16 protein-coding genes are annotated in these 20,913 nt (G+C 64.5%); 12 read left to right on the forward strand and 4 right to left on the reverse strand.

Translation table 11 applies throughout. The annotated features are described in order from the left end of the window. Position 1: 1 nt before the first annotated feature. The 6 genes from KW835_RS04320 (at position 2) to KW835_RS04345 (ending at position 10,213) form a co-directional block, all read left to right on the forward strand. Positions 2-556, forward strand: coding sequence for a hypothetical protein (locus KW835_RS04320; RefSeq protein WP_218381080.1), 555 nt, complete (start codon positions 2-4; stop codon positions 554-556). Beyond that, positions 549-2,654, forward strand: a complete 2,106-nt coding sequence (gene ligA, locus KW835_RS04325; protein ID WP_218381081.1) for an NAD-dependent DNA ligase LigA — start codon at positions 549-551, stop codon at positions 2,652-2,654. The genes KW835_RS04320 and ligA overlap by 8 nt, the downstream gene beginning before the upstream one ends. A 27-nt stretch (positions 2,655-2,681) precedes the next feature. Further along, entirely contained in the window at positions 2,682-4,955 is a 2,274-nt protein-coding gene (locus tag KW835_RS04330) for a transglycosylase domain-containing protein (RefSeq protein ID WP_218381082.1), read from the forward strand. Positions 4,956-5,192: 237 nt separating this feature from the next. Next, positions 5,193-5,903, forward strand: coding sequence for an ABC transporter substrate-binding protein (locus tag KW835_RS04335; RefSeq protein WP_218381083.1), 711 nt, complete (start codon positions 5,193-5,195; stop codon positions 5,901-5,903). A gap of 54 nt (positions 5,904-5,957) precedes the next feature. Continuing rightward, a complete protein-coding gene (locus tag KW835_RS04340) occupies positions 5,958-9,083 on the forward strand; it encodes a response regulator (RefSeq protein ID WP_218381084.1) in 3,126 nt (1,041 codons plus the stop codon). Next, positions 9,080-10,213 carry a two-component system response regulator gene (locus KW835_RS04345; RefSeq protein WP_218381085.1) on the forward strand — a complete coding sequence of 378 codons (1,134 nt, stop codon included), beginning with the start codon at positions 9,080-9,082 and terminating at the stop codon, positions 10,211-10,213. The genes KW835_RS04340 and KW835_RS04345 overlap by 4 nt, the downstream gene beginning before the upstream one ends. Positions 10,214-10,245: 32 nt before the next feature. Here KW835_RS04345 and KW835_RS04350 read toward each other — a convergent pair whose 3' ends face one another. Both KW835_RS04350 and KW835_RS04355 read right to left on the reverse strand, forming a co-directional pair. Then, positions 10,246-10,797, reverse strand: a complete 552-nt coding sequence (locus KW835_RS04350) for an NUDIX hydrolase (RefSeq protein ID WP_218381086.1) — start codon at positions 10,795-10,797, stop codon at positions 10,246-10,248. A gap of 143 nt (positions 10,798-10,940) precedes the next feature. Next, positions 10,941-11,636, reverse strand: coding sequence for a fumarylacetoacetate hydrolase family protein (locus tag KW835_RS04355; RefSeq protein ID WP_218381087.1), 696 nt, complete (start codon positions 11,634-11,636; stop codon positions 10,941-10,943). 109 nt (positions 11,637-11,745) lie between these two features. Here KW835_RS04355 and KW835_RS04360 point away from each other — a divergent pair, with 109 nt between their 5' ends. The 3 genes from KW835_RS04360 to pgeF all read left to right on the forward strand — a co-directional run bounded on the left by KW835_RS04360 (position 11,746) and on the right by pgeF (position 13,799). Then, a complete protein-coding gene (locus KW835_RS04360) occupies positions 11,746-12,201 on the forward strand; it encodes a MarR family winged helix-turn-helix transcriptional regulator (RefSeq protein WP_218381088.1) in 456 nt (151 codons plus the stop codon). Positions 12,202-12,273: 72 nt separating this feature from the next. Next, positions 12,274-12,942: a maleylacetoacetate isomerase gene (gene maiA, locus KW835_RS04365; RefSeq protein ID WP_218381089.1), complete on the forward strand. Its 669-nt coding sequence runs from the start codon at positions 12,274-12,276 to the stop codon at positions 12,940-12,942. Further along, complete coding sequence (gene pgeF / locus KW835_RS04370) at positions 12,939-13,799, forward strand: peptidoglycan editing factor PgeF (protein ID WP_218381090.1); 861 nt, start codon at positions 12,939-12,941, stop codon at positions 13,797-13,799. Before maiA ends, pgeF begins: the two co-directional genes overlap by 4 nt. On the opposite strand, the gene KW835_RS04375 is transcribed toward pgeF, so the two are convergent. Beyond that, positions 13,719-14,087 (reverse strand): hypothetical protein, encoded by a 369-nt coding sequence (locus tag KW835_RS04375; RefSeq protein ID WP_218381091.1) that lies wholly within the window; start codon positions 14,085-14,087, stop codon positions 13,719-13,721. The genes pgeF and KW835_RS04375 overlap by 81 nt on opposite strands. Positions 14,088-14,232: 145 nt before the next feature. Here KW835_RS04375 and KW835_RS04380 point away from each other — a divergent pair, with 145 nt between their 5' ends. The 3 genes from KW835_RS04380 (at position 14,233) to phbB (ending at position 18,205) form a co-directional block, all read left to right on the forward strand. Then, positions 14,233-15,933: an alpha/beta hydrolase gene (locus tag KW835_RS04380; protein ID WP_218381092.1), complete on the forward strand. Its 1,701-nt coding sequence runs from the start codon at positions 14,233-14,235 to the stop codon at positions 15,931-15,933. 109 nt (positions 15,934-16,042) lie between these two features. Beyond that, the gene (locus KW835_RS04385) at positions 16,043-17,221 is read left to right on the forward strand and encodes an acetyl-CoA C-acetyltransferase (RefSeq protein ID WP_218381093.1); all 1,179 of its coding nucleotides are present in this window, start codon (positions 16,043-16,045) and stop codon (positions 17,219-17,221) included. 246 nt (positions 17,222-17,467) lie between these two features. Next, the gene (gene phbB, locus KW835_RS04390; protein WP_218381094.1) at positions 17,468-18,205 is read left to right on the forward strand and encodes an acetoacetyl-CoA reductase; all 738 of its coding nucleotides are present in this window, start codon (positions 17,468-17,470) and stop codon (positions 18,203-18,205) included. A 535-nt stretch (positions 18,206-18,740) separates the two neighbouring features. On the opposite strand, the gene KW835_RS04395 is transcribed toward phbB, so the two are convergent. After that, positions 18,741-20,810: an ABC-F family ATP-binding cassette domain-containing protein gene (locus tag KW835_RS04395; RefSeq protein ID WP_218381095.1), complete on the reverse strand. Its 2,070-nt coding sequence runs from the start codon at positions 20,808-20,810 to the stop codon at positions 18,741-18,743. Between the last annotated feature and the right edge of the window lie 103 nt (positions 20,811-20,913).

The raw sequence follows: 20,913 nt of genomic DNA on the forward strand, positions 1-20,913 counted from the left end.
CATGCAATCGCTGACAGCGTGTTGCCAAGCTAAAAGCCTTGTTTCCATTCGACGACGGGATGTCGACGACTATGGTATTCAGGGATTTTTGGTCGGTATCTCCGATGACTTGCTCGCGCTGGAGTACGTCTATGATTTTCAGATCGACGGATTGATGATTCTGCGCAGGTCAGACATCACCGAGGTCAAGCGGACTGCCACTGATGAGTTTCAGGAGCGGCTTTTGAAAAGAGAGGGTGTACGCCCAGGAACTCAGCAGCCCGTGCAGTTCGAGTTGGCCAGTTGGCAATGTGCTATTGAGCAGCTGTCAAAACACTATCCGCTCATGATCCTGGAGCGGGAATTGGGCCCATCCCCGGAGTTCGTCATCGGCAAACCACTCCGGACAACGAAAGCGCAAGTGGAATTTCATACTTTCACTGGAGTCGGACAGTGGTCAGACAAAAAGGTGCGATTGAAATACTCCCAGATGACTTGCCTTCAGGTGAATACGAGGTATATGGCGTTTTATCAAAGGCACTTCGAGCGCAGTGGCATGTGCCTTCAACATGACTGAACAATCCCAACTTTTTTCCGCCGCAGCGCAGACCAGCCCAGCGCAGGCAGCTATCAAAACCAAAGCGCTGCGCGACCAGCTGCAACGCTGGGCGCACCAGTACTACGTGCTGGACGAGCCCACCGTGCCCGATGCCGAGTACGACCGGGTCTTTCGCGAACTGCAGGCGCTGGAGGCCGAGCACCCCGACCTCATCACCTCCGACTCGCCCACGCAGCGCGTGATCGGGGCGGTGATGGAGGGCCTGACGCCGGTGCGCCATGCGGTGCCGATGCTGAGCATCCACACCGAAACCGACACCGAGGCCACGGGCGCCCAGGCCTTCGATGCCCGCGTGCGGCGTGAGCTGGGCCTGTCGGACGCCGACCCGGCCATCGAGTACGTGGCCGAGCCCAAGTTCGACGGCCTGGCCATGAACCTGCGCTACGAAAAAGGCCGTCTGGTGCAGGCCGCCACGCGCGGCGATGGCGAGGTGGGCGAGGACGTGACCCACAACATCCGCACCATCCGCCAGATCCCGCTGACCCTGCCCGACGGCGTACCGCCACTGCTGGAAGTGCGCGGCGAGGTCTACATGCGCCGCGCCGACTTCGATGCGCTCAACGAGCGCCAGCGGGAGCAGGGCGGCAAGACGTTTGTGAACCCGCGCAACGCGGCGGCGGGCGCGGTGCGGCAGCTGGATTCGAACATCACGCTGCAGCGTCCCTTGAGCTTTTTTGCCTACGGCCTGGGCGCCATCACCCCGGCCGCGGAGGGCGGGCTGGTGTTCCGCACGCATTTCGAGCTCCTGCAGACGCTCAAATCCTGGGGTTTTCCGGTCGCAGCGCAGGTCCAGATTGCGACAGGTGCTACTGAATTAGTAGCATATCACCAGCAGGTCGGCGCCAGCCGCGATGCGCTGCCCTACGACATCGACGGGGTGGTGTACAAGGTCAACTCCCTGCAGCTGCAGCGCGACCTGGGCTTCAAGACGCGCGAGCCGCGCTGGGCCGTGGCGCACAAATACCCTGCGCAGGAGATGGCCACCAAGGTGGAAGGCATCGACGTGCAGGTGGGCCGCACGGGCAAGATCACGCCCGTGGCGCGCCTGGCGCCGGTGTTCGTGGGCGGCGTGACCGTCACCAACGCCACGCTGCACAACCTGTTCGAGATCCGCAAGAAGGGTGTGCGCGTGGGCGACACCGTCATCGTGCGGCGCGCCGGCGACGTGATCCCCGAAGTGGTGGGCGTGATGCCAGGCAACCGGGTTGGCTATGTGCCCAACTTCCACATGCCCAAGACCTGCCCGGTGTGCGGCAGCGATGTGGTGCGGGTGAAGGGCGAGGCCAACCACCGCTGCACTGGCGGCCTGTTCTGCGCCGCGCAGCGCAAGGAAGCCATTTTGCACTTCGCCGCCCGCCGCGCGATGGACATCGAGGGCCTGGGGGACAAGCTGGTGGACCAGTTGGTCGAGTCCAACGTCATCCGCACGCTGCCCGACCTGTACCGCCTGGGCCTGTCGTCCCTGGTGGCGCTGGAGCGGATGGCCGAGAAGTCTGCGCAGAACGTGCTGTCAGCGCTCGAAAAATCCAAGCAAACCACTCTGGCGCGCTTCCTGTTCGGCCTGGGCATCCGCCAGGTGGGCGAATCCACCGCCAAAGACCTGGCCAAGCACTTCGGCACGCTGGATGCGTTGATGGGCGCAACGCAGGACACCGCCGCCACGGTGGAGCAACTGCTGGAGGTGCCCGACGTGGGGCCCATCGTCGCGCAGAGCGTGCACACCTTCTTTCAGCAGCCGCACAACCGCGAAGTGGTCGAACAACTGCGCGCCTGCGGCGTGACCTGGTCCGAATCGGCCCGTGCCGACAAGGCACCGCAGGTGCTGGCCGGCAAGACCATCGTGCTCACGGGCACGCTGCCCACCCTGAGCCGTGACGAGGCCAAGGACATGCTGGAGGCCGCAGGTGCCAAGGTCTCGGGCTCCGTGAGCAAGAAGACGAGCTACGTCGTGGCTGGCGAAGAGGCGGGCAGCAAGCTGGCCAAGGCCGAAGAGCTGGGCGTGCCGGTGCTGGACGAAGCCGGCATGCTGGCACTGCTGTCCGGCCCTGGCGCCTGAGGCGCTTTTCATTTTTTCGAGTTTTTGATGCGCACTTTGCTGCTTTCCTTCAAGGACCGCGCCGCGGCGTTCTTCCGCTGGCTGGCGGGCCTGTTCGCCTGGATGCCCCGGCCGCTGCGCCTGGCACTGTTCTGGGGTGCGCTGTCGGTGCCCGCGGCGGTGCTGGTGTACACGCTGGCGCTGATTCCGTTCACGCCGTCCATCAGCGACATCCGCAAGGCCAAGAGCGAGCTGCCCGCGCAGCTCATGTCGGTGGACGGCAAGCTGCTGGCCGAGTACCGCTGGGCCAACCGGGAGTGGGTGGAGCTCGACAAGATCTCGCCGCATGTGGTGGACGCGCTGATCGCCACCGAGGATCACCGCTTCTACAGCCACTTCGGGCTCGACTGGCGGCGCACCGCGTCGTCGGTGGTGCATACGCTGCGGGGGGACCCGCAGGGCGGCTCCACCATCACGCAGCAGCTGGCGCGCAATCTATTCCCGGACGAGATCGGCCGTTCACGGGTGTTTCCGCAGGCCCTCACGCGCAAGCTCAAGGAGGCCATCACGGCGGTGAAGATCGAGGCCTCGTACAGCAAGGACGAGGTGCTGGAGACGTACCTCAACACCGTACCGTTCCTGTACAACGCGTTCGGCATCGAGATGGCGGCCCGCACGTATTTCGACAAGTCGGCCGACAAGCTCAGTGTGCTGGAAAGCGCCACGCTGATCGGCATGCTCAAGGGCACGGCCTACTACAACCCGGTGCTCAACCCCGAGCGCGCCCAGGCGCGGCGCAACACCGTGCTGTCGCAGATGGTCAAGCGCGGCAAGCTCGAGCAGGCGCAGTTCGACGACCTGCAAAAGCGCCCGCTGCGCGTGAACTTCGAGCGCCAGACCGAGGTCATGGGCCCGGCGCCGCACTTTGCGATGCAGCTGCGCAAGCAGCTCATCGACTGGGCGGACAGCCATGGCTACAACCTGTACGCCGATGGCCTGGTGATCCGCACCACCATCGACTCTCGGCTGCAGAATTTTGCCAACCAGGCCGTGGCCCGCCAGGGCAAGCAGCTGCAAACGGTGGCCGACGCCGCCTGGGGCCGGCGCGATGGCTGGGGGGCGAACAACGAGCTCGTGCAGGCACTGGTTCGCGAGAGCGCCGAGTACCGCGGTGCCGTGGACAAGGGCGAGGCGCCCGAGGACGTGCTCAAGGCGCTGCTGGCGGATGAAGCCTTCCTGCAGAAGCTGCGCGCCGAGAAGACGCGCGTGCAGGCTGGTTTTCTGGCGCAGGACCCGGTCACGGGCCATGTGCTGGCCTGGGTCGGCAGCCGCGATTTCGGGCAGGATCCGTTCGACCATGTGCAGGCGGCGCGGCGCCAGCCCGGCTCCACCTTCAAGCCGTTCGTGTACGGCGCGGCTTTCGCCCAGGGCGCACAGCCTACAGACATGCTGATGGATGCGGCGGTGGAGATTCCGCTTGGCAACGGCCGCGTGTGGCGCCCGACCGACGGCGGCCCGCCGAGCGACCAGCCCATGAGCCTGGCTGACGGCCTGGCATTCTCCAAGAACACCATCACCGCGCAGGTCATGCAGCAGGTGGGGCCGGCCCGCGTGGCCGAGGTGGCGCGGGCACTGGGTGTGCGGCAGTCGCCGCTGGAGGAGGTTCCTTCGCTCGCGCTGGGCACGAGCCCGGTGACGCTCAAGGAAATGATCTCGGCCTACAGCAGCATCGTGAACCTGGGCCGCTACGTGGAGCCGGTGATGATCACCAGCATCGAGGACCGCCACGGCAAGGTGCTCGAGACCTTCGCCAAGCCCGTGCCCGAGACGGTGTTCGACGGCCGTGCCGCGCAGACGCTGCGCAACACCATGCGCGGCGGGATCGACCGGGGCACGGGCGCGGCCATCCGATCGCGCTATGGCATTCAGGCCGACGTGGCTGGCAAGACCGGCACGACGCAGGACAACACCGATGGCTGGTTCATCCTGATGCATGCCCGCGTGGTGGCGGGTGCCTGGGCAGGCTTCAACGATGGCCGTATCACTCTGCGCAGCGACCACTGGGGGCAGGGCGCCCGCAGTGCGCTGCCGATGGTGGGGGATTTCATGCAACAGGCGATCCGCACCAAGGTGATCAACGGCAATGACCGGTTTGTGGACGAGTTCGATATACGCCCCGTGCCCGCGCCTGACAGCTCGCTGGACACCATGCGTGACTGGATCCGGGGGCTGTTTCGCAGCGACCCGTCGCAGGGCGCGCCCGGCACCCCGAGCCCGTCCACAGCGCCGCCGGTGCCCGCAGAGGAGCGCGTGGGCGGCTGATCTTCGCCGTGGGGGCCTTGCCGGCCCCCCAAATCGTTCAGCAGTCGTGCACTTTGCGAGGTTTCTGGCCCTTGTGCATTGACCCTGCCTCACTACAATTGCAACCAACTGCTTCACCGATTTTCCGTCGGTCTTGATCGCTGTCAGCCGCTCGGCGGTCCGGCTGGCGCATGGGGAGTTGCCATGAAAGCTTGCGTTGAACGCGACAGTCTGGCGTTGTGGTCCCGAAGGGCACTCATGGCGGGTGTTGCATCCTCATTGGCGTGGCCCGTGGCGGCCGACACTCCTCCTGCCGATATCCACCTGGTCTCCGATACCTGGCATGGTCTGACGCGCAAGGATGGCACGGGCCTGTATTTCGACCTCATCCGTGCCGTGTACGCGCGGCGCAAGATAGAGTTGCGCATCACCATCTATCCCTATGCACGCACTGTGCAGGCGGTCAAGGACAAACGCGCCGACGCCTGGGTCGCCTCGTTCCTGCATGAGAAGGACTTTGCGCTGTACCCGCGCTGGCATTTCGACCGCAATGTGCAGCAGGCGCTTTTTCGCAAGCGCCCCGGATATCTGTTCGGGGGGATTGCCGACCTGCGCGACAAGCGCGTGGCCTGGCTGCGCGATTTTGGCCTGGACAGGTATCTCAAGGTCCCGATGAAGATCGTCGAGGTAGACACGATCCAGAGTGCCCTGCAGATGCTCGAGGCGGGCCGCATCGACTACTTCATCGGTGCGCAGTCCGACATTGCCGATGACATCAATTCCCGGGGGGTGGACATGCGCGATGTCGAACGGGCATTCGTGATGCACCTGGGGCTGTACCTGGCTTTCGCGGATACCGCTCGTGGCGAGGTGCTGCGGCGCATCTGGGACGAGGAGATGGAAACCTTCCACAAGTCCGACACCTTCAAAGCCATCTACCAACGAGCGGGGTTTGACTATCCCTACTGAAACTCCTACCTGAACTGCCAGTTTGGCACCGACGCAGCTTGCAGGGGCCGGTCGATGAACTCCATACAAAACCGCTTCATTGCGCTGCTGGTCCTGGTGGTGTCTGTCGTGCTGGGCAGTTTCGGCGCCTACAACTACATGGAAAGCCGGGCGCAGAAGCTGCGGCAGCTACATGCCGAGCTGGATGCCGCCGTGGCCCGGCTGTCACGCAATCTGCCCGATGCGCTCTGGCGCTTCGACAACAACCTGGTGCGCACCATCGTGGATTCGGAGCTCGGGACGGCGGATGTGCTGGGCATCGAGGTGTTCGATGAGCAGGGGCAGTCCACCTACCAGGCACTCATCCGGCCGTCGGGCCAGCCCTGGAACCCGGCGCAGATGCCGGCCGATGTCGAACGCAGCGTGCGCCTGCGCTATGAAGAGGGCCAGGCGCGGCACCCGCTGGGTGTTGTCCGCATCTATGCGACCACCCAGGCCATTCGCGACAATGTGCGGCGCGATCTGGTGCGCCTGGTGGGCGTCATGCTGGCGCTCAATGTGCTGGTGGCGTTGGTGCTGCTGATCGGCTTGCGCCTGGTGGTGCTGCGCCCATTGTTTGCCGTGCGCGATGCGCTGGAGCACATCGCATCGGTCGATGCCGACCTGTCACTGCGGCTGCCCAGCAGCAACAGCCAGGAATTCGAGGCCGTCGCCCGCAGCTTCAACACCTTCGTGGCACGGCTGGAGCGCATCATGGGAGGATCGATCGATGAGGTCCACCAGGCCATTGGCCGCATCTCCAGCGGCGACCTGGAGACCCCCATACAGTTGGGCGAACGCACGGAAAGTGGCAGCGTCATGGGTCGCCTGGCAGTCATGCGCGAAAACCTGCTTCGCGTGACCCTGGCCCTGCGCGACGCCAGTCTGCAGGCCGAACAGGCGGCACAGGCCAAGAGCGAATTCATGGCCAACATGAGCCATGAGATCCGCACGCCGATGAACGCGGTCATTGGCATGAGCCACCTGGCTCTCAAGACCGACCTGACGCCGCGGCAGCGCGACTACCTCGAAAAGATCCAGCGCTCCGGCCAGCACTTGCTGGGCGTCATCAATGACATCCTGGATTTTTCCAAGATCGAGGCCGGCAAGATGACGGTGGAGCATGTCGAATTCGAACTCGATGCGCTGCTCAACAATCTGGCGGGGCTCCTCGGACAGCGCGCCAGCGACAAAGGCCTGGAGATGATCTACGACGTGGCGCCGGATGTCCCGCCCTGGTTGATCGGTGACCCGCTGCGGCTGGGGCAGGTGCTGATCAACTACACCAACAATGCCATCAAGTTCACCGAGCATGGCGAGGTCTGCGTGATGGTGCGCGTTCAGGCGCGCAACGACCAGAAAGTGCTGCTGCGCTTCCTGGTGCGAGACACCGGAGTGGGTCTTGCGCCTGAACAGCAGGAGCGCATGTTCCGCAGCTTCGAGCAGGCCGATTCGTCCACGACCCGCCAGTTCGGCGGCACAGGGCTGGGGCTGGCGATCACGCGCAAGCTGGTCGACCTGATGGGGGGCGAGGTCGGCGTTGAAAGCAAGCCCGGCGCAGGCGCCACGTTCTGGGCGACCGTGAGCCTTGGCGTGGCTGCATCGCAGCGACCGCAGCCACCGAAAAGCGCCGACCTCCTGGGGCGGAGGGTGCTGGTGGTGGACGACAACGACAGTGCCCGCACCGTGCTGCTGCACATGTTGGAGCAAATGGGTTTTCGTGCGGAGGCTGTGGCCTCTGGCGTGGCGGCGCTGTCTGCTGTGGCGCAGGCCGACCGCCGGCAGCAGGCCTTTGACGTGGCGCTGGTGGACTGGCAGATGCCGGGCCTGGACGGCCTCCAAACGCTCGAGCGCATGAAGGGGCTGGGGCTGAGCAAACCGCCTCGTGGAGTGCTCATCACGGCCCATGGGCGCGAAGAATGGCTGCAACAGGAGCAGCACCCGTTGGCAAGGCGCGAGGTGTTGCTCAAGCCTGTAGGTGCGTCATTGTTGTTCGACACCCTGGTTCGCCTGCTGGCAGGCGAGCCCCTGTCGGACGATGCGACCGTGCCCGCCCAGGACACGCAGCCGGAGACCGAGCGCGAGGCACCCCAGGGCGCGCCGATCGGCCTGGAAGGGCGGCGCGTGCTGTTGGTGGAGGACAATCCACTGAATCAGCAGGTCGCCGCAGAGCTGCTGGCCGAGGCGGGTGTCTCGGTGGATGTCGCAGGCAATGGCCGCGTGGGGCTGGAGATGGCCCAGCGCCAGCACTATGACCTGGTGCTGATGGACATGCAGATGCCCGAGATGGATGGGCTGCAAGCAACCCGGCGTCTGCGATCCCAGCCGGCGCTGGCGAGCTTGCCGATTGTCGCCATGACCGCCAACGCACTGGCCGACGACCGCGCTCGCTGCCAGGCAGCCGGCATGGACGACTTCGTTGCCAAGCCCATCGAGCCCGCCAGCCTGTGGCGCGTGTTGCGGCGTTTTTTGGTGGCAGGGGATGCGCAGCAGGCCGAGCAATCGCCTGTGGCCTCTGACGGTGAGCCGGTGGACCCGACAAAACACCCCCTGGTGCAGCCATTGCTTTGCGTCCCGGGCCTGAACACGCGCAGCGGCCTGCGCCACGCACTGGATCGCCCTGCGCGCTACATCGCGACCCTGCGGGAATTCATCGCCACCCAGGAGAGCTCCGCCGATCAGTTGTCCGAGGCCCTGCGTGGCGGCGACTGGCCCCTGGCCGAGCGTCTGGCCCACACCCTCAAGGGACTGGCGGCGCTAATCGGCGCCGACGCACTGCGGTGTCACGCCAGCGCCGTGGAGCAATCGGCCCACGGGGGGAATGCGCTATGGAGCAGCCAGGAGCTGCTGTCCCGCGAACTGCAGTCGCTGGTGACTCAACTGCGGGCGGTGCTGCCGGTGTCTGCGCCAACGCCCCACGGGGGCCTGCGCAGTCCCTTGCGGCTGGAGCGCACGGTTGGGTTGCTCAGGGCCTGGCTGGCGCAGGACGATCCGCGCGCAAGGCGTTTGCTGGAGCGCAGGGCTGGAGATCTGCAGGCCTTGATGGGCGGGCAGTTCGAGGACTTTGAAGCCCGCTTGCGCGATTTCGACTTCCCGGCTGCGCTGCGGGTGCTGGATGCGGCCACGGGTGGTGCACAGGCTGAATCAGGAGCATCGACATGAACGAATCGACCCCCTCCGCCGCGCGACCTTCGGTGCTGGTGGTGGACGACACCCCGCAAAACCTGCAACTCATCAGCGAACTGCTGACCCACCGCTACAAGGTGCGGGTGGCGCCCAGCGGCGACCGCGCGCTGCAGATTGCCCAGGCGACACCGCCTGACCTCATCTTGCTGGACGTGGTGATGCCGCAGCCCGATGGCTACGAGGTCTGCCGCAGGCTCAAGGCCGATGCGCGCACGCGCGACATCCCGGTGATCTTCCTGACCTCGCGGCACGATATGGACAACGAGGCGTTGGGCTTCTCGCTGGGCGCAGTCGACTACATTGCCAAGCCTGTCGTGCCACCACTGCTGCTTGCGCGTGTGCACACGCATCTCACCCTCAAGGGGGCGTCGGATTTTCTGCGCGATAAATCCAGCTATCTCGAGGAGGAGGTGGAGCGCCGCACGCAGGAGGTGCGTGACGTGCGGGACGTGACCGTGCTGGCCCTGGCGTCGCTGGCCGAGGCGCGCGACAACGACACCGGCAACCACCTGCTGCGCACCCAGCGCTATGTCCGCCTTCTGGCCACCGAATTGCGCCGCCACCCCGTCTACGCGCCGCACCTGGATGAACAGACCATCGAATGGCTCTACAAGAGCGCGCCATTGCACGATGTGGGAAAGGTAGGCATTTCCGACGCCATCCTGCTCAAGCCCGGCAGGCTGACGCCGGAAGAGTTTGAAATCATGAAGACCCACACCACCATGGGGCGCGATGCGATTGCCATGGCCGAGCATCGCCTGGGCAAGACCGTGCCTTTCTTGCGCATAGCCAAGGAGATCGCCTATTCGCACCAGGAAAAGTGGGACGGCAGCGGCTATCCGCAGGGTCTGTCAGGAGATGCGATCCCCTTGTCAGCCCGATTGATGGCGGTGGCCGATGTATACGACGCCTTGATCACCCGGCGCGTGTACAAGGACGCCATGACGCATGAGGAGGCGGTGGGCATTGTGGCGGCAGGCCGGGGAAGCCACTTCGACCCGGCCCTGGTGGACGCATTTCTGGCCAGGGAGGCCGAGTTCCAGGCCATTGCCCGGGCGTTTGCCGATGAACCCGAAGGAGGACCATCTCAGCTTGATCCTGGCTGAGCGAAGGCGCAGCGGCGCGCGCAGCCGCTGGGCTACTCGATATCGATGCAGTGCAGCCCAAACCCGCCCGCCCTGCGGTCCGCAAAGTAGGCTGCCAGCGTTTCCTTCACGGTACGAAAAGCCAGCTCGTCCCAGGGGACCTCCTCTTCGGCAAACAGCTTTGCCTCGATGGTTTCATGGCCGGGGTTGAACCGGTCGCTGAGCAGCGTGGCACGGTAGAACAGATGCACCTGGCCCACGCGCGGCACGTTGAGCAGGCTGAACAGAGGGCCCATCTCGATCTGGGCGCCGGCTTCCTCGTCCGTTTCACGCGCTGCACCCTGGGCCGTGGTTTCGTCCAGCTCCATGAAGCCGGCCGGCAGCGTCCATTTGCCCCAGCGCGGCTCGATGTTGCGCTTGCACAGCAGCACGCGACCATCGGGCATGGCCGGCACCGTGCCCACCACGTTGAGCGGGTTTTCGTAGTGCACGGTATTGCAGGCAGGGCACACAGCACGCTGCTTGGTGTCGCCATCGTCCGGCAGGCGGTAGACCACGGCGGTGCCGCAAGCGCGGCAGTGTTGGATGGGGCTGCGGAAGGTCATGCGTTGAATTGGGTTCAAATGGGCCGCTAACGCTTATTCAGCATGCGCAGGCAGCTATGAAAAGCATAGTGTAGCGGGCACTGCGCGCGAGCGGGCCGCGTGCGCTGCCGCACAAGTCGGTGCAGCGCACGCAAGGTGGGGTGTCACGCCACGTTCAGGCGCAGCGTACCCAGGCCTTCGACACCACCTTCCAGCACATCGCCACGCACGACCGCGCCGACGCCTTCGGGGGTGCCGGTGTAGATAAGGTCGCCAGGCTGCAGTTCCCAGGCGGCGGAGAGGTGCTCGATGGTCTCGGCGATATTCCAGATCAGTTGTGCGACGGTGCTGCGCTGCCTGTCGGCTCCATTGACCTGCAGCCAGATGCCGGCGTTGGCCACGTTGCCCGCGTGCGCGGCCGGGGTGATGGGGCCAATGGGGGCGCTCGCGTCGAAGCCCTTGCCGATGCACCACGGCCGGCCTTGCTTCTTCATGTCGTTCTGCAGATCGCGCCGCGTCATGTCCAGGCCCACGGCGTAGCCGTAGATGTGGGATAGCGCGTCGGCCGCCGCGATGTTCTTGCCGCCCTTGCCGATGGCGACAACGAGCTCGATCTCGTGGTGCAGGTTGGCGGTAAGGCTGGGGTAGGGCAGCTGGCCGGTCTCGCCCGCGTTCACCACCACGATGGCGTCGGCCGGCTTCATGAAGAAGAAGGGCGGCTCGCGGCCGGTAAAGCCCATCTCCTTGGCATGCTCTTCGTAGTTGCGGCCCACGCAGTAGATGCGGTGGACGGGAAAACGGTCGCCGCTGCCCACCACGGGCACGCTGGCCACCGGAGCGGGAGAAAACACGTAGCTCATGTCTGCCTTTCTTGTATTGCTGTCTGTCTTGAAGGGGCCCGAGGCACTCCAGAGGTGGCAGTGTGCCATGGCTGCGGGGCGCGCGCGCTCTGACGCTACACTCGCGCCCATGGCAAAGAGCTTCGATTTCCACAACACGCCAGGGCACCTGGTGCGCCGTGCCCACCAGCGCACCGTGGCGCTTTTCATGGAAGAGACGGCGGGGTTTGATGTAACGCCTGTGCAGTTCGCCATCCTGCACGAGTTGCTGGCCCAGCCGGGTGAAGACCAGGTCACGCTGGCATCGCGCGTCGCGTTCGATGCAGCCACCTCGGGGTCGGTCATTGGCAGGCTGGAAAAGCGCGGCTGGATCCGCCGCGAACCCGACACGCGCGACCGCCGACGCAAGCTGCTGTGGATCACGCCCGAAGGCGAGGTCGCGGCCTTGCAGATGCGCGACGCGGCGCAGCGGGTGCAGGAACGCCTGATGGCCCCGCTCGATGCGCAGGAGCGCAGCGACCTCATGGAGATGCTCACCAAGGTGGTCTACCGCCACCAGGACCCTGCGGGTGCCTCCGGCGCCTGAGGCTCCCAACCCGCCCGGGAACCGTGGCGCGCGGCGCGCCGCATCTAAGCAAAGCAAAGGCAAAATTCCCGCATGCAGCTCTACAACTACTTCCGTTCTTCTGCCTCCTTCCGCGTGCGCATCGCGCTGGCGATCAAGGGTCTGGACTACGACTATCTGCCCGTGCATCTGGTCAAGGGCGAGCACCAGCACCCCGACTACACCATCCGCGTGGCCGATGCCCTGGTGCCCACGCTGATCACCGATGACGGCGCAGCGCTGTCGCAATCGATGGCGATCATCGAATACCTGGAAGAAACCCATCCGACACCGGCATTGCTGCCTGGCGATGCACTGGCCCGTGCCCGTGTGCGCGCGCTGGCGCAGATGGTGGCTTGCGAGATTCACCCCATCAACAACCTGCGCGTGCTCAAGTATCTGGTGCGCGAGCTCAAGGTGGACGACGACGCCAAGAATGCCTGGTACCACCATTGGGCACGCCGCGGACTGGAGGCCGTGGAGCGCCAATTGGTGCTGCTGGCGCGGGAGCGCGCGGACAGGGGCCTGTCAGCATCGGTGCTGTGCTGGGGCGACACCCCCACGCTCGCCGACTGCTGTCTGGTGCCGCAGATCTTCAACGCCCAGCGGTTCAAGGTGAATCTTGACGGCCTGCCGCTCACCATGGCCGTGCACGGCGCCTGCATGGCGCTGCCAGCGTTCCAGAAGGCCCAGCCCTCGGCCTGCCCGGACCACGAAGCTTGACGGCCAACAGTCTCGCCGTGGCACCCGCCGCCGAGTGGCTGCTCCCCGATTGGCCCATACCCGCGGGGGTGCACGCGCTGTGCTCCACCCGCAGGGGGGGCGTGAGCGTGTCCCCCTACGACAGCCTGAACCTGGGCGCCCACGTGGGCGACGACCCCGCCGCTGTGCGGGCCAATCGTCAGCGGCTTCAGGCGCGACTGCAAGCCGTCTCGGCCGACGCGCGTCCCGTCTTTCTGAACCAGGTGCACGGCGACGGCGTGGTGCATCTGGACAGCCTTACGCCCGATGGCGTGGATGCCGACGCCTGCGTAGCCTCGGCACCGGGCGTGGCCTGCACGATCATGGTGGCCGATTGCATGCCGGTACTGCTGGCCCACCGGTCAGGCACCGTGGTGGCTGCCGCACATGCCGGTTGGCGCGGGCTGGCCGGGGTAGGCGGGCAGGGGGTGCTGGAGACGGTCTTTGCGCGGTTCGCCAGCCTTGTGCCGACTGCCGCTGCGGCGGCCGAGCCCAGTGAACGCACGGCTGCGTCTGGCACACTGGCATGGCTGGGGCCGTGCATCGGCCCTCGCGCCTTCGAAGTGGGTGCCGAGGTGCGCGCGGCGTTTTGCGATGTGTCGGTCGCTGCTCAGGCGTGCTTCACGCCGAGCCATGTCTCGCCGGGCAAGTACCTGTGCGACCTGGCTGGCCTGGCCCGCCTGAGGCTGCAGGCCTTGGGCGTTGACGCCATCTATGGCAATGACAGCAGCGCGTCCTGGTGCACCGTGACCGATTCCTCACGGTTCTTTTCGCACCGGCGCGACAGTGGCGTGCTCGGCAGCTCCGGGCGCTTCGCCGCCTGCATCTGGCGCGACTGAGGCCAATGGCGGCGCTTCGTTGTCGCCGCTGACAATGCCTTCATCCGAGGGGCGCACGTTTTCCGGTGCCTGCTGCGCGTCGTACTCGGCCTGCTCGGCCGCCTCACGGGCCTTGATCTTGTGTTTGCGCGACGGCGTCCCGAGGATGTAAACGAGGATGCCCATCGGCAATACGCCATACAGCACGAAGGTGATGATGGCGCCCAGCACGGTGCCGACCGGGCTGGTGGCTTCGGCCACGGCCATCATGAGGGTGACGTAGGTCCAGACGATGACGATCAGGTACATTGGTTGTGCGTATTGAACAAGCGGTTGGGTAAAGGAACACGTTTCAGATGGTGTGAAGCCGTTGCCTTGCACAAGCCGGTGGGCAACAATGAAGCCGAGGGACAAAGCCCAGCCGCTGCGAACGACGAACCACCGAGGAAAGAGCATGAATTCTGAATCAATCTGGGCCGAGAGCGCTCAGCAGTTCCAGCAGATTTTCGGGCAAAGCTGGTCGCAGGCACTCCAGTCGTTCCAGAAAATGGATCTTGGCGCATCCGCGCCGTCCGCCCCGCAGCTCCAGTTTTCTCCTGCCAAGCTGCAGGCGCTGCAGCAGCAGTACCTCGAGGAGGCCAAGCAGCTGTGGGCCCAGGGCCTGCAGGGCACGCCCGAGGTCAAGGACCGGCGTTTTTCCGGCGAAGGCTGGGCCAGCAATCCGGTGGCCGCTTTCTCCGCGGCGGCGTATCTGCTCAATGCGCGCACCCTCATGGGCCTTGCCGATGCAGTGGAATCCGACGAGAAGACCAGGGCGCGCATCCGCTTCGGTGTAGAGCAATGGATGGCGGCCATGGCGCCGAGCAACTTCCTTGCCTTCAACGCCGAGGCGCAGAAGAAGGCCATCGACACCAAGGGAGAGAGTATTGCGAAGGGTATGCAGAACCTGCTGCACGACATCACGCAGGGCCATGTCTCGATGACGGACGAAAGCCTGTTCGAAGTCGGCCGTAACGTGGCCACCACCGAAGGCGCGGTGGTGTTCGAGAACGAACTATTCCAGCTGCTCGAATACAAGCCGCTCACGCCCAAAGTGTATGAGCGTCCGTTCCTGCTGGTGCCGCCGTGCATCAACAAGTTCTACATCCTGGACCTGCAGCCTGAGAACTCGCTCATCCGCTATGCGGTGGAGCAGGGCCACCGCACGTTCGTCGTGAGCTGGCGCAACCCCGACGACACCCTGGCCCACAAAGCATGGGACGACTACGTCGAAGACGGCGCCATGGCCGCCATCGACGTAGTGCAGAACATCACCGGTGCCGAGCAGATCAATGCACTGGGTTTTTGCGTGGGCGGCACCATCCTCTCCAACGCGCTGGCCGTGCTGGCCGCGCGCGGCGACGAGCCTGTGGCCAGCGCCACCTTCCTCACCACCTTGATCGATTTTTCGGACACCGGCATCCTTGATGTGTTCATCGATGAAGGCTTCGTGAAGTTCCGCGAAATGCAGATGGGCCAGGGCGGACTGATGAAGGGGCAGGACCTGGCATCGACCTTCAGCTTCCTGCGCCCCAACGACCTGGTGTGGAACTACGTGGTGGGCAACTACCTCAAGGGCGAGACCCCGCCGCCATTCGACCTGCTCTACTGGAACAGCGACAGCACCAACCTGCCTGGGCCGTTCTATGCGTGGTACCTGCGCAATTTCTACCTGGAGAACAACCTCGTCAAGCCGGGCAAGCTCACGGTGTGCGGCGAGAAGATGGACCTGGCGGGCCTGGACCTTCCCGTGTACATCTACGGCTCCCGCGAAGACCATATCGTGCCGGCCACCGCAGCCTATGCGTCCACCCAGGTGCTGCCAGGCAAGAAGCGCTTCGTGATGGGCGCCTCGGGCCACATCGCCGGCGTGATCAACCCACCGGCCAAGGGCAAGCGCAGTCACTGGATACGCGCTGACGGCAAGTTCCCAGCCACGCTTGATCAGTGGCTCGACGGTGCCGCTGAGCACCCCGGCAGCTGGTGGACCGACTGGTCTGGCTGGCTCAAGGGCCACGCAGGCAAGCAGATCGCTGCCCCCAAGGCCTATGGCAAGGGAGTGAAGTTCAAGGCCATCGAGCCCGCGCCGGGCCGCTACGTCAAGCAAAAGGCGTGAGCCGCATCGTCCTCTGCCACACCACGGCCTCGCCACGGATACGCAAAACCACTGATCTAAAGCGCAGCGAGAATTGCCAAGCTACAACCTCCAACCACAAGGACATTCCATGGAAGACATCGTCATCGTTTCGGCCACCCGCACTGCCGTGGGCAAGTTTGGTGGTGCATTGGCCAAGACCCCCGCAACCGAATTGGGTTCCATCGTGATCCGTGAAGCCATCACGCGTGCGGGCCTGTCGTCCGACCAGATCGGCGAAGTCATCATGGGCCAGGTGCTGACGGCGGGCGTCGGGCAGAACGCCGCCCGTCAGGCGTCCATCAAGGCCGGTGTGGCCAAGGAAACGCCGGCCCTGACCATCAACGCCGTGTGTGGCTCGGGCCTGAAGGCCGTGATGCTGGCCGCCCAGGCCGTCGCCTGGGGCGACAGCGAGATCGTCGTGGCAGGCGGGCAGGAAAGCATGAGCCTGGCCCCCCACGTCCTGCCCGGATCGCGCGAAGGCCTGCGCATGGGCGATTGGAAGCTGGTCGACACCATGATCGTCGACGGCCTATGGGACGTCTACAACCAATACCACATGGGCATCACGGCGGAGAACGTCGCCAAGCAATACGGCATCACCCGCGAAATGCAGGACGCATTGGCCCTCGCAAGCCAGCAAAAAGCAGCTGCGGCGCAGGACGCCGGGAAGTTCGTCGATGAGATCGTGGGCGTGAGCCTGGCGCAAAAGAAGGGCGATCCCATCCTCTTCAACGCTGACGAATACCTCAATCGCAAGACCAATGCAGAAGCCCTGGCCGGCCTGCGACCCGCCTTCGACAAGGCCGGCAGCGTGACCGCCGGCAACGCCTCTGGCCTGAACGATGGCGCGGCTGCCGTGGTGGTGATGAGCGCCAAGAAGGCGGCCGCCCTGGGCCTCAAGCCCCTGGCCCGCATCGCCGCCTTCGGCACCAGCGGGCTGGACCCCGCCACCATGGGCATGGGCCCGGTGCCTGCATCGCGCAAGGCCCTGCAGCGCGCCGGCTGGAACGCAGCCGACGTGGATCTGTTCGAGCTCAACGAAGCCTTTGCTGCGCAGGCCTGTGCCGTGAACAAGGAACTGGCCATCGACCCCGCCAAGGTCAATGTGAATGGTGGCGCCATCGCCATCGGCCACCCCATCGGCGCGTCTGGCTGCCGGATTCTTGTCACGCTGCTGCATGAGATGCAACGCCGCGACGCCAAGAAGGGCCTGGCCGCCCTGTGCATTGGTGGTGGCATGGGCGTGTCGCTCGCACTGGAACGCTGATCTTTCCTTGGGTACTGTTGGCCCCTTGTCCGGGGCTGCTTCGAAAAGCCGCGCAACAGCGCGGCTTTTTGCTTTCTCCGCGGTGCACCAGAACAGTGATCCGAGACAGGCACTGTGCCGCCGCAGGCACCGCGGATGCCAATACGTCAAAAACGAAAGGGCTTCAGTGTTTTCCTTCACGGCGGCGTCTGATTTCTTGGTTAGAGTGGCGGTGAGCGCTTCATCCAATCAACAAGGAGAAATCACATGACCCAGAAAGTTGCATACGTCACCGGCGGCATGGGCGGCATCGGCACCGCCATCTGCCAACGCCTGCACAAGGAGGGCTTCAAGGTCATCGCAGGCTGCGGTCCTACCCGAGACCATGCCAAATGGCTGGCCGAACAAAAGGCCCAGGGCTTTACTTTCTACGCATCGGTCGGCAATGTGGGCGACTGGGACTCCACTGTCGAGGCATTCGGAAAGACCAAGGCTGAACACGGCACGATCGACGTGCTGGTGAACAACGCCGGCATTACCCGCGACCGCATGTTCCTGAAGATGTCGCGCGAAGACTGGGACGCCGTGATCGAAACCAACCTCAACAGCATGTTCAACGTTACCAAGCAGGTGGTGGCGGACATGGTCGAGAAGGGCTGGGGCCGGATCATCAACATCAGCTCGGTCAACGGGGAAAAAGGCCAGGCAGGCCAGACCAACTACTCTGCAGCCAAGGCCGGCATGCACGGTTTCTCCATGGCCCTGGCCCAGGAACTCGCTACCAAGGGCGTGACGGTGAACACCGTGAGCCCTGGTTACATCGGCACTGACATGGTCAAGGCCATCCGCCCTGACGTGCTGGAAAAGATCGTTGCCACCGTACCCGTCAAGCGCCTGGGCGAGCCCAGCGAAATCGCCTCCATCATCGCCTGGCTGGCGTCCGAAGAGGGCGGCTATGCCACCGGCGCGGACTTCTCTGTCAATGGCGGCCTGCACATGGGTTGAGCCGCGTGGACATGGGGCGTGGACACTGGTATTTCCATTTGCCTTGCCTCAGAAAAGCAAAAACCCCGCAATGCGGGGTTTTTTGTGGGCGGTTGGCATTCAGAGAGTCGCCTGCTTTGAGCATGGCTGAAATCAGTAGTGCCTCCTGCTTGGAGCCAGAGGGAATGACGCACCTGTACGTTGGCACGGTCTGCGGTCAAAACCCAAGGCTTGCATCGGTGGGAATCCGGTGGACCAGGATTCTGGATGAAGAACGTTGCGCTATCTATCAGAAGCGTGTGGGAGCGCGCTTGCGGTCGCGTTCGTCTTCGGGCCAAGCGGACAAGATTGCGGTGGTATTCATGCTGGAAAACTCCTGTGATGTACCAACAACGCGGACCAAATGGGATGGGTTGACAGCTTTTCGCAAAAAAATGCAACCGCTGGGGCCGTGTTTTTTACATTTCAATTTGCTACAAAATTGATAGCTTCAAACGCATTGCTGGCAAGCGCACTACTTCAAAACCATACTGGCAAATTTACAGGGTTTTACATCTTAAGCCGCGGCGGATGCCTGAATTTCTTCGAGCTCGGACGAAATTTCCAACCAACGCTCTTCCAGGCGGGCCGTCTCGTCGTTTCCTGCCTTGAGGCGCTTGCCGCATTCGGCAATGTCCGAGGGAGGCAGTGATTCCGTCAGTTTTTGCTCCAGGGCGGCCCGCTCGATTGACAACGCAGCAAGGCGCTTGTCGATGGCTTCGAGTTCTTTCTTCAGGGGGCGGGTCTTCTCCGCCTGCTGCTGGCGAGCCTGTGCGTCCAGCTTGCGCTGCTCCCGGCTGTCCCGGGGCGCCGCCGCAACTGGCGCAGATGGCAGCAGGGTCCTTTCTGCCAGCGGAGCCTGCACTGGTGTCGCCGCAGCCGCGGGAGCGGGTGTCGGGGCATCTGCAGGCGGGGTACTGGAGCGCGTGGCCGAGTTCTGGGCCTGATCGGCCAGGCGAGCCTCTTCGCGCAGGCGGCGGGATTCGTCGAGCAGGTAGCGCTGGTAGTCGTCCAGGTCGCCGTCGAAGGGGCCCACGACGCCTCGGCCCACCATCCAGAAGTCTTCGCACACCGAGCGCAGCAGCGCGCGGTCGTGGCTGACCAGCATGACGGTGCCGTCGAAGTCGTTGAGCGCCATGGCCAAGGCCTCGCGGGTTGCCAGATCCAGGTGGTTGGTAGGCTCGTCCAGCAGAAGCAGGTTGGGGCGTTGCCAGACGATCATCGCCAGCACCAGTCGGGCTTTTTCGCCACCGCTCATCGTGCCCACAGCCTGCTTGACCATGTCGCCCGTGAAGTTGAACGTGCCCAGGTAGCTGCGCAGATCCTGTTCGCGGCTCGGTTGTTTAAGGTCGGGACCCAGCTCCTTGGCCAGGCGGATCATGTGTTCCAGCGGATTCTCCGCAGGGCGCAGCACATCGAGCTCTTGCTGCGCAAAGTAGCCGATGTTCAGTCCCTTGCCCTCGGTCACGCTGCCGCCCAGCGCCTTCATGGTGCGCGCGATGGTCTTCACCAGCGTCGACTTGCCCTGGCCGTTGGCACCCAAGATGCCGATCCGCTGGCCCGCCAATACCGAGCGGTTCACGCCCGAGAGGATGGTGGTGGGCACGCCTTCGTCGTCCATGTAGCCGAACGACGCATCGCTGATGGCGAGCATCGGGTTGGGCAGGTTGGCAGGCTCCTTGAACTCGAAGGTGAAGTCGGCCTCGGCCAGCACAGGTGCAATCTTCTCCATGCGGTCCAGTTGCTTGACGCGACTTTGCGCCTGCTTGGCCTTGCTGGCCTTGGCCTTGAAGCGGTCAATGAACTTTTGCAGGTGGGCCATCTTCTCCTGCTGCTTGGCAAAGCTGGCTTGCTGCAGTTCGAGTTGCTGCGCACGCAGTTCTTCGAACTTGCTGTAGTTGCCGCCGTAGCGGTTGAGCTGACCCGTCTGGATCTGCAAAGTGACGTTCGTGATGGCGTCCAGGAACTCGCGGTCATGGCTGATCACGATCATCGTGCCCGCGTAGCGCTTGAGCCAGGCTTCGAGCCAGACCAGGGCGTCCAGGTCCAAGTGGTTGGTGGGTTCGTCCAGCAAAAGCAGGTCGCTGGGGCACATCAGGGCGCGCGCCAGTTGCAGGCGCATGCGCCAGCCGCCGGAGAAGCTGTTGACGGGGTTCTCGAGCTCGCTGACGCGAAAGCCCAGGCCCAGGATCAGCGCCTGCGCGCGTGCGACCGCATCGTGCGCACCGGCGTCATGCAGGTCCGAATAGGCGTGGGCAATGGCCATTCCGTCGTCGCTGGCCTCGGCGTCGAGCAACTGTTGCTGGACTTCTGCGAGGCGTGTGTCGCCTTCCAGCACGAATTCCGTGGCCGACTGGTCGGTCTCGGGCATGTTCTGCGCGACCTCGGCCATCCGCCAGCTGCTGGGAACGTGAAAATCGCCGCCGTCTTCATGCAGCTTGCCGCTGAGCAGGGCGAACAGGCTGGATTTGCCGGCGCCGTTGCGCCCCACAAGCCCGACGCTCTCTCCGGGGTTGATGGTGGCCGACACGCTGTCGAGCACGACTTTGGCCCCGCGTCGCAGGGTGACGTTCTTTAGTTGGATCATGTTGGTTGGGTGCACATGCGAGGACGCACACCAGGGTCGCGCGGGGTCGCGCAATGCTGCGAGTATTCGTCGCACACTAGGGGTTCAGCTGGAGTGAACCGCC

Origin of the sequence: Acidovorax sp. sic0104 (assembly GCF_019219095.1) — a bacterium.
Lineage (GTDB): Bacteria > Pseudomonadota > Gammaproteobacteria > Burkholderiales > Burkholderiaceae_C > Acidovorax.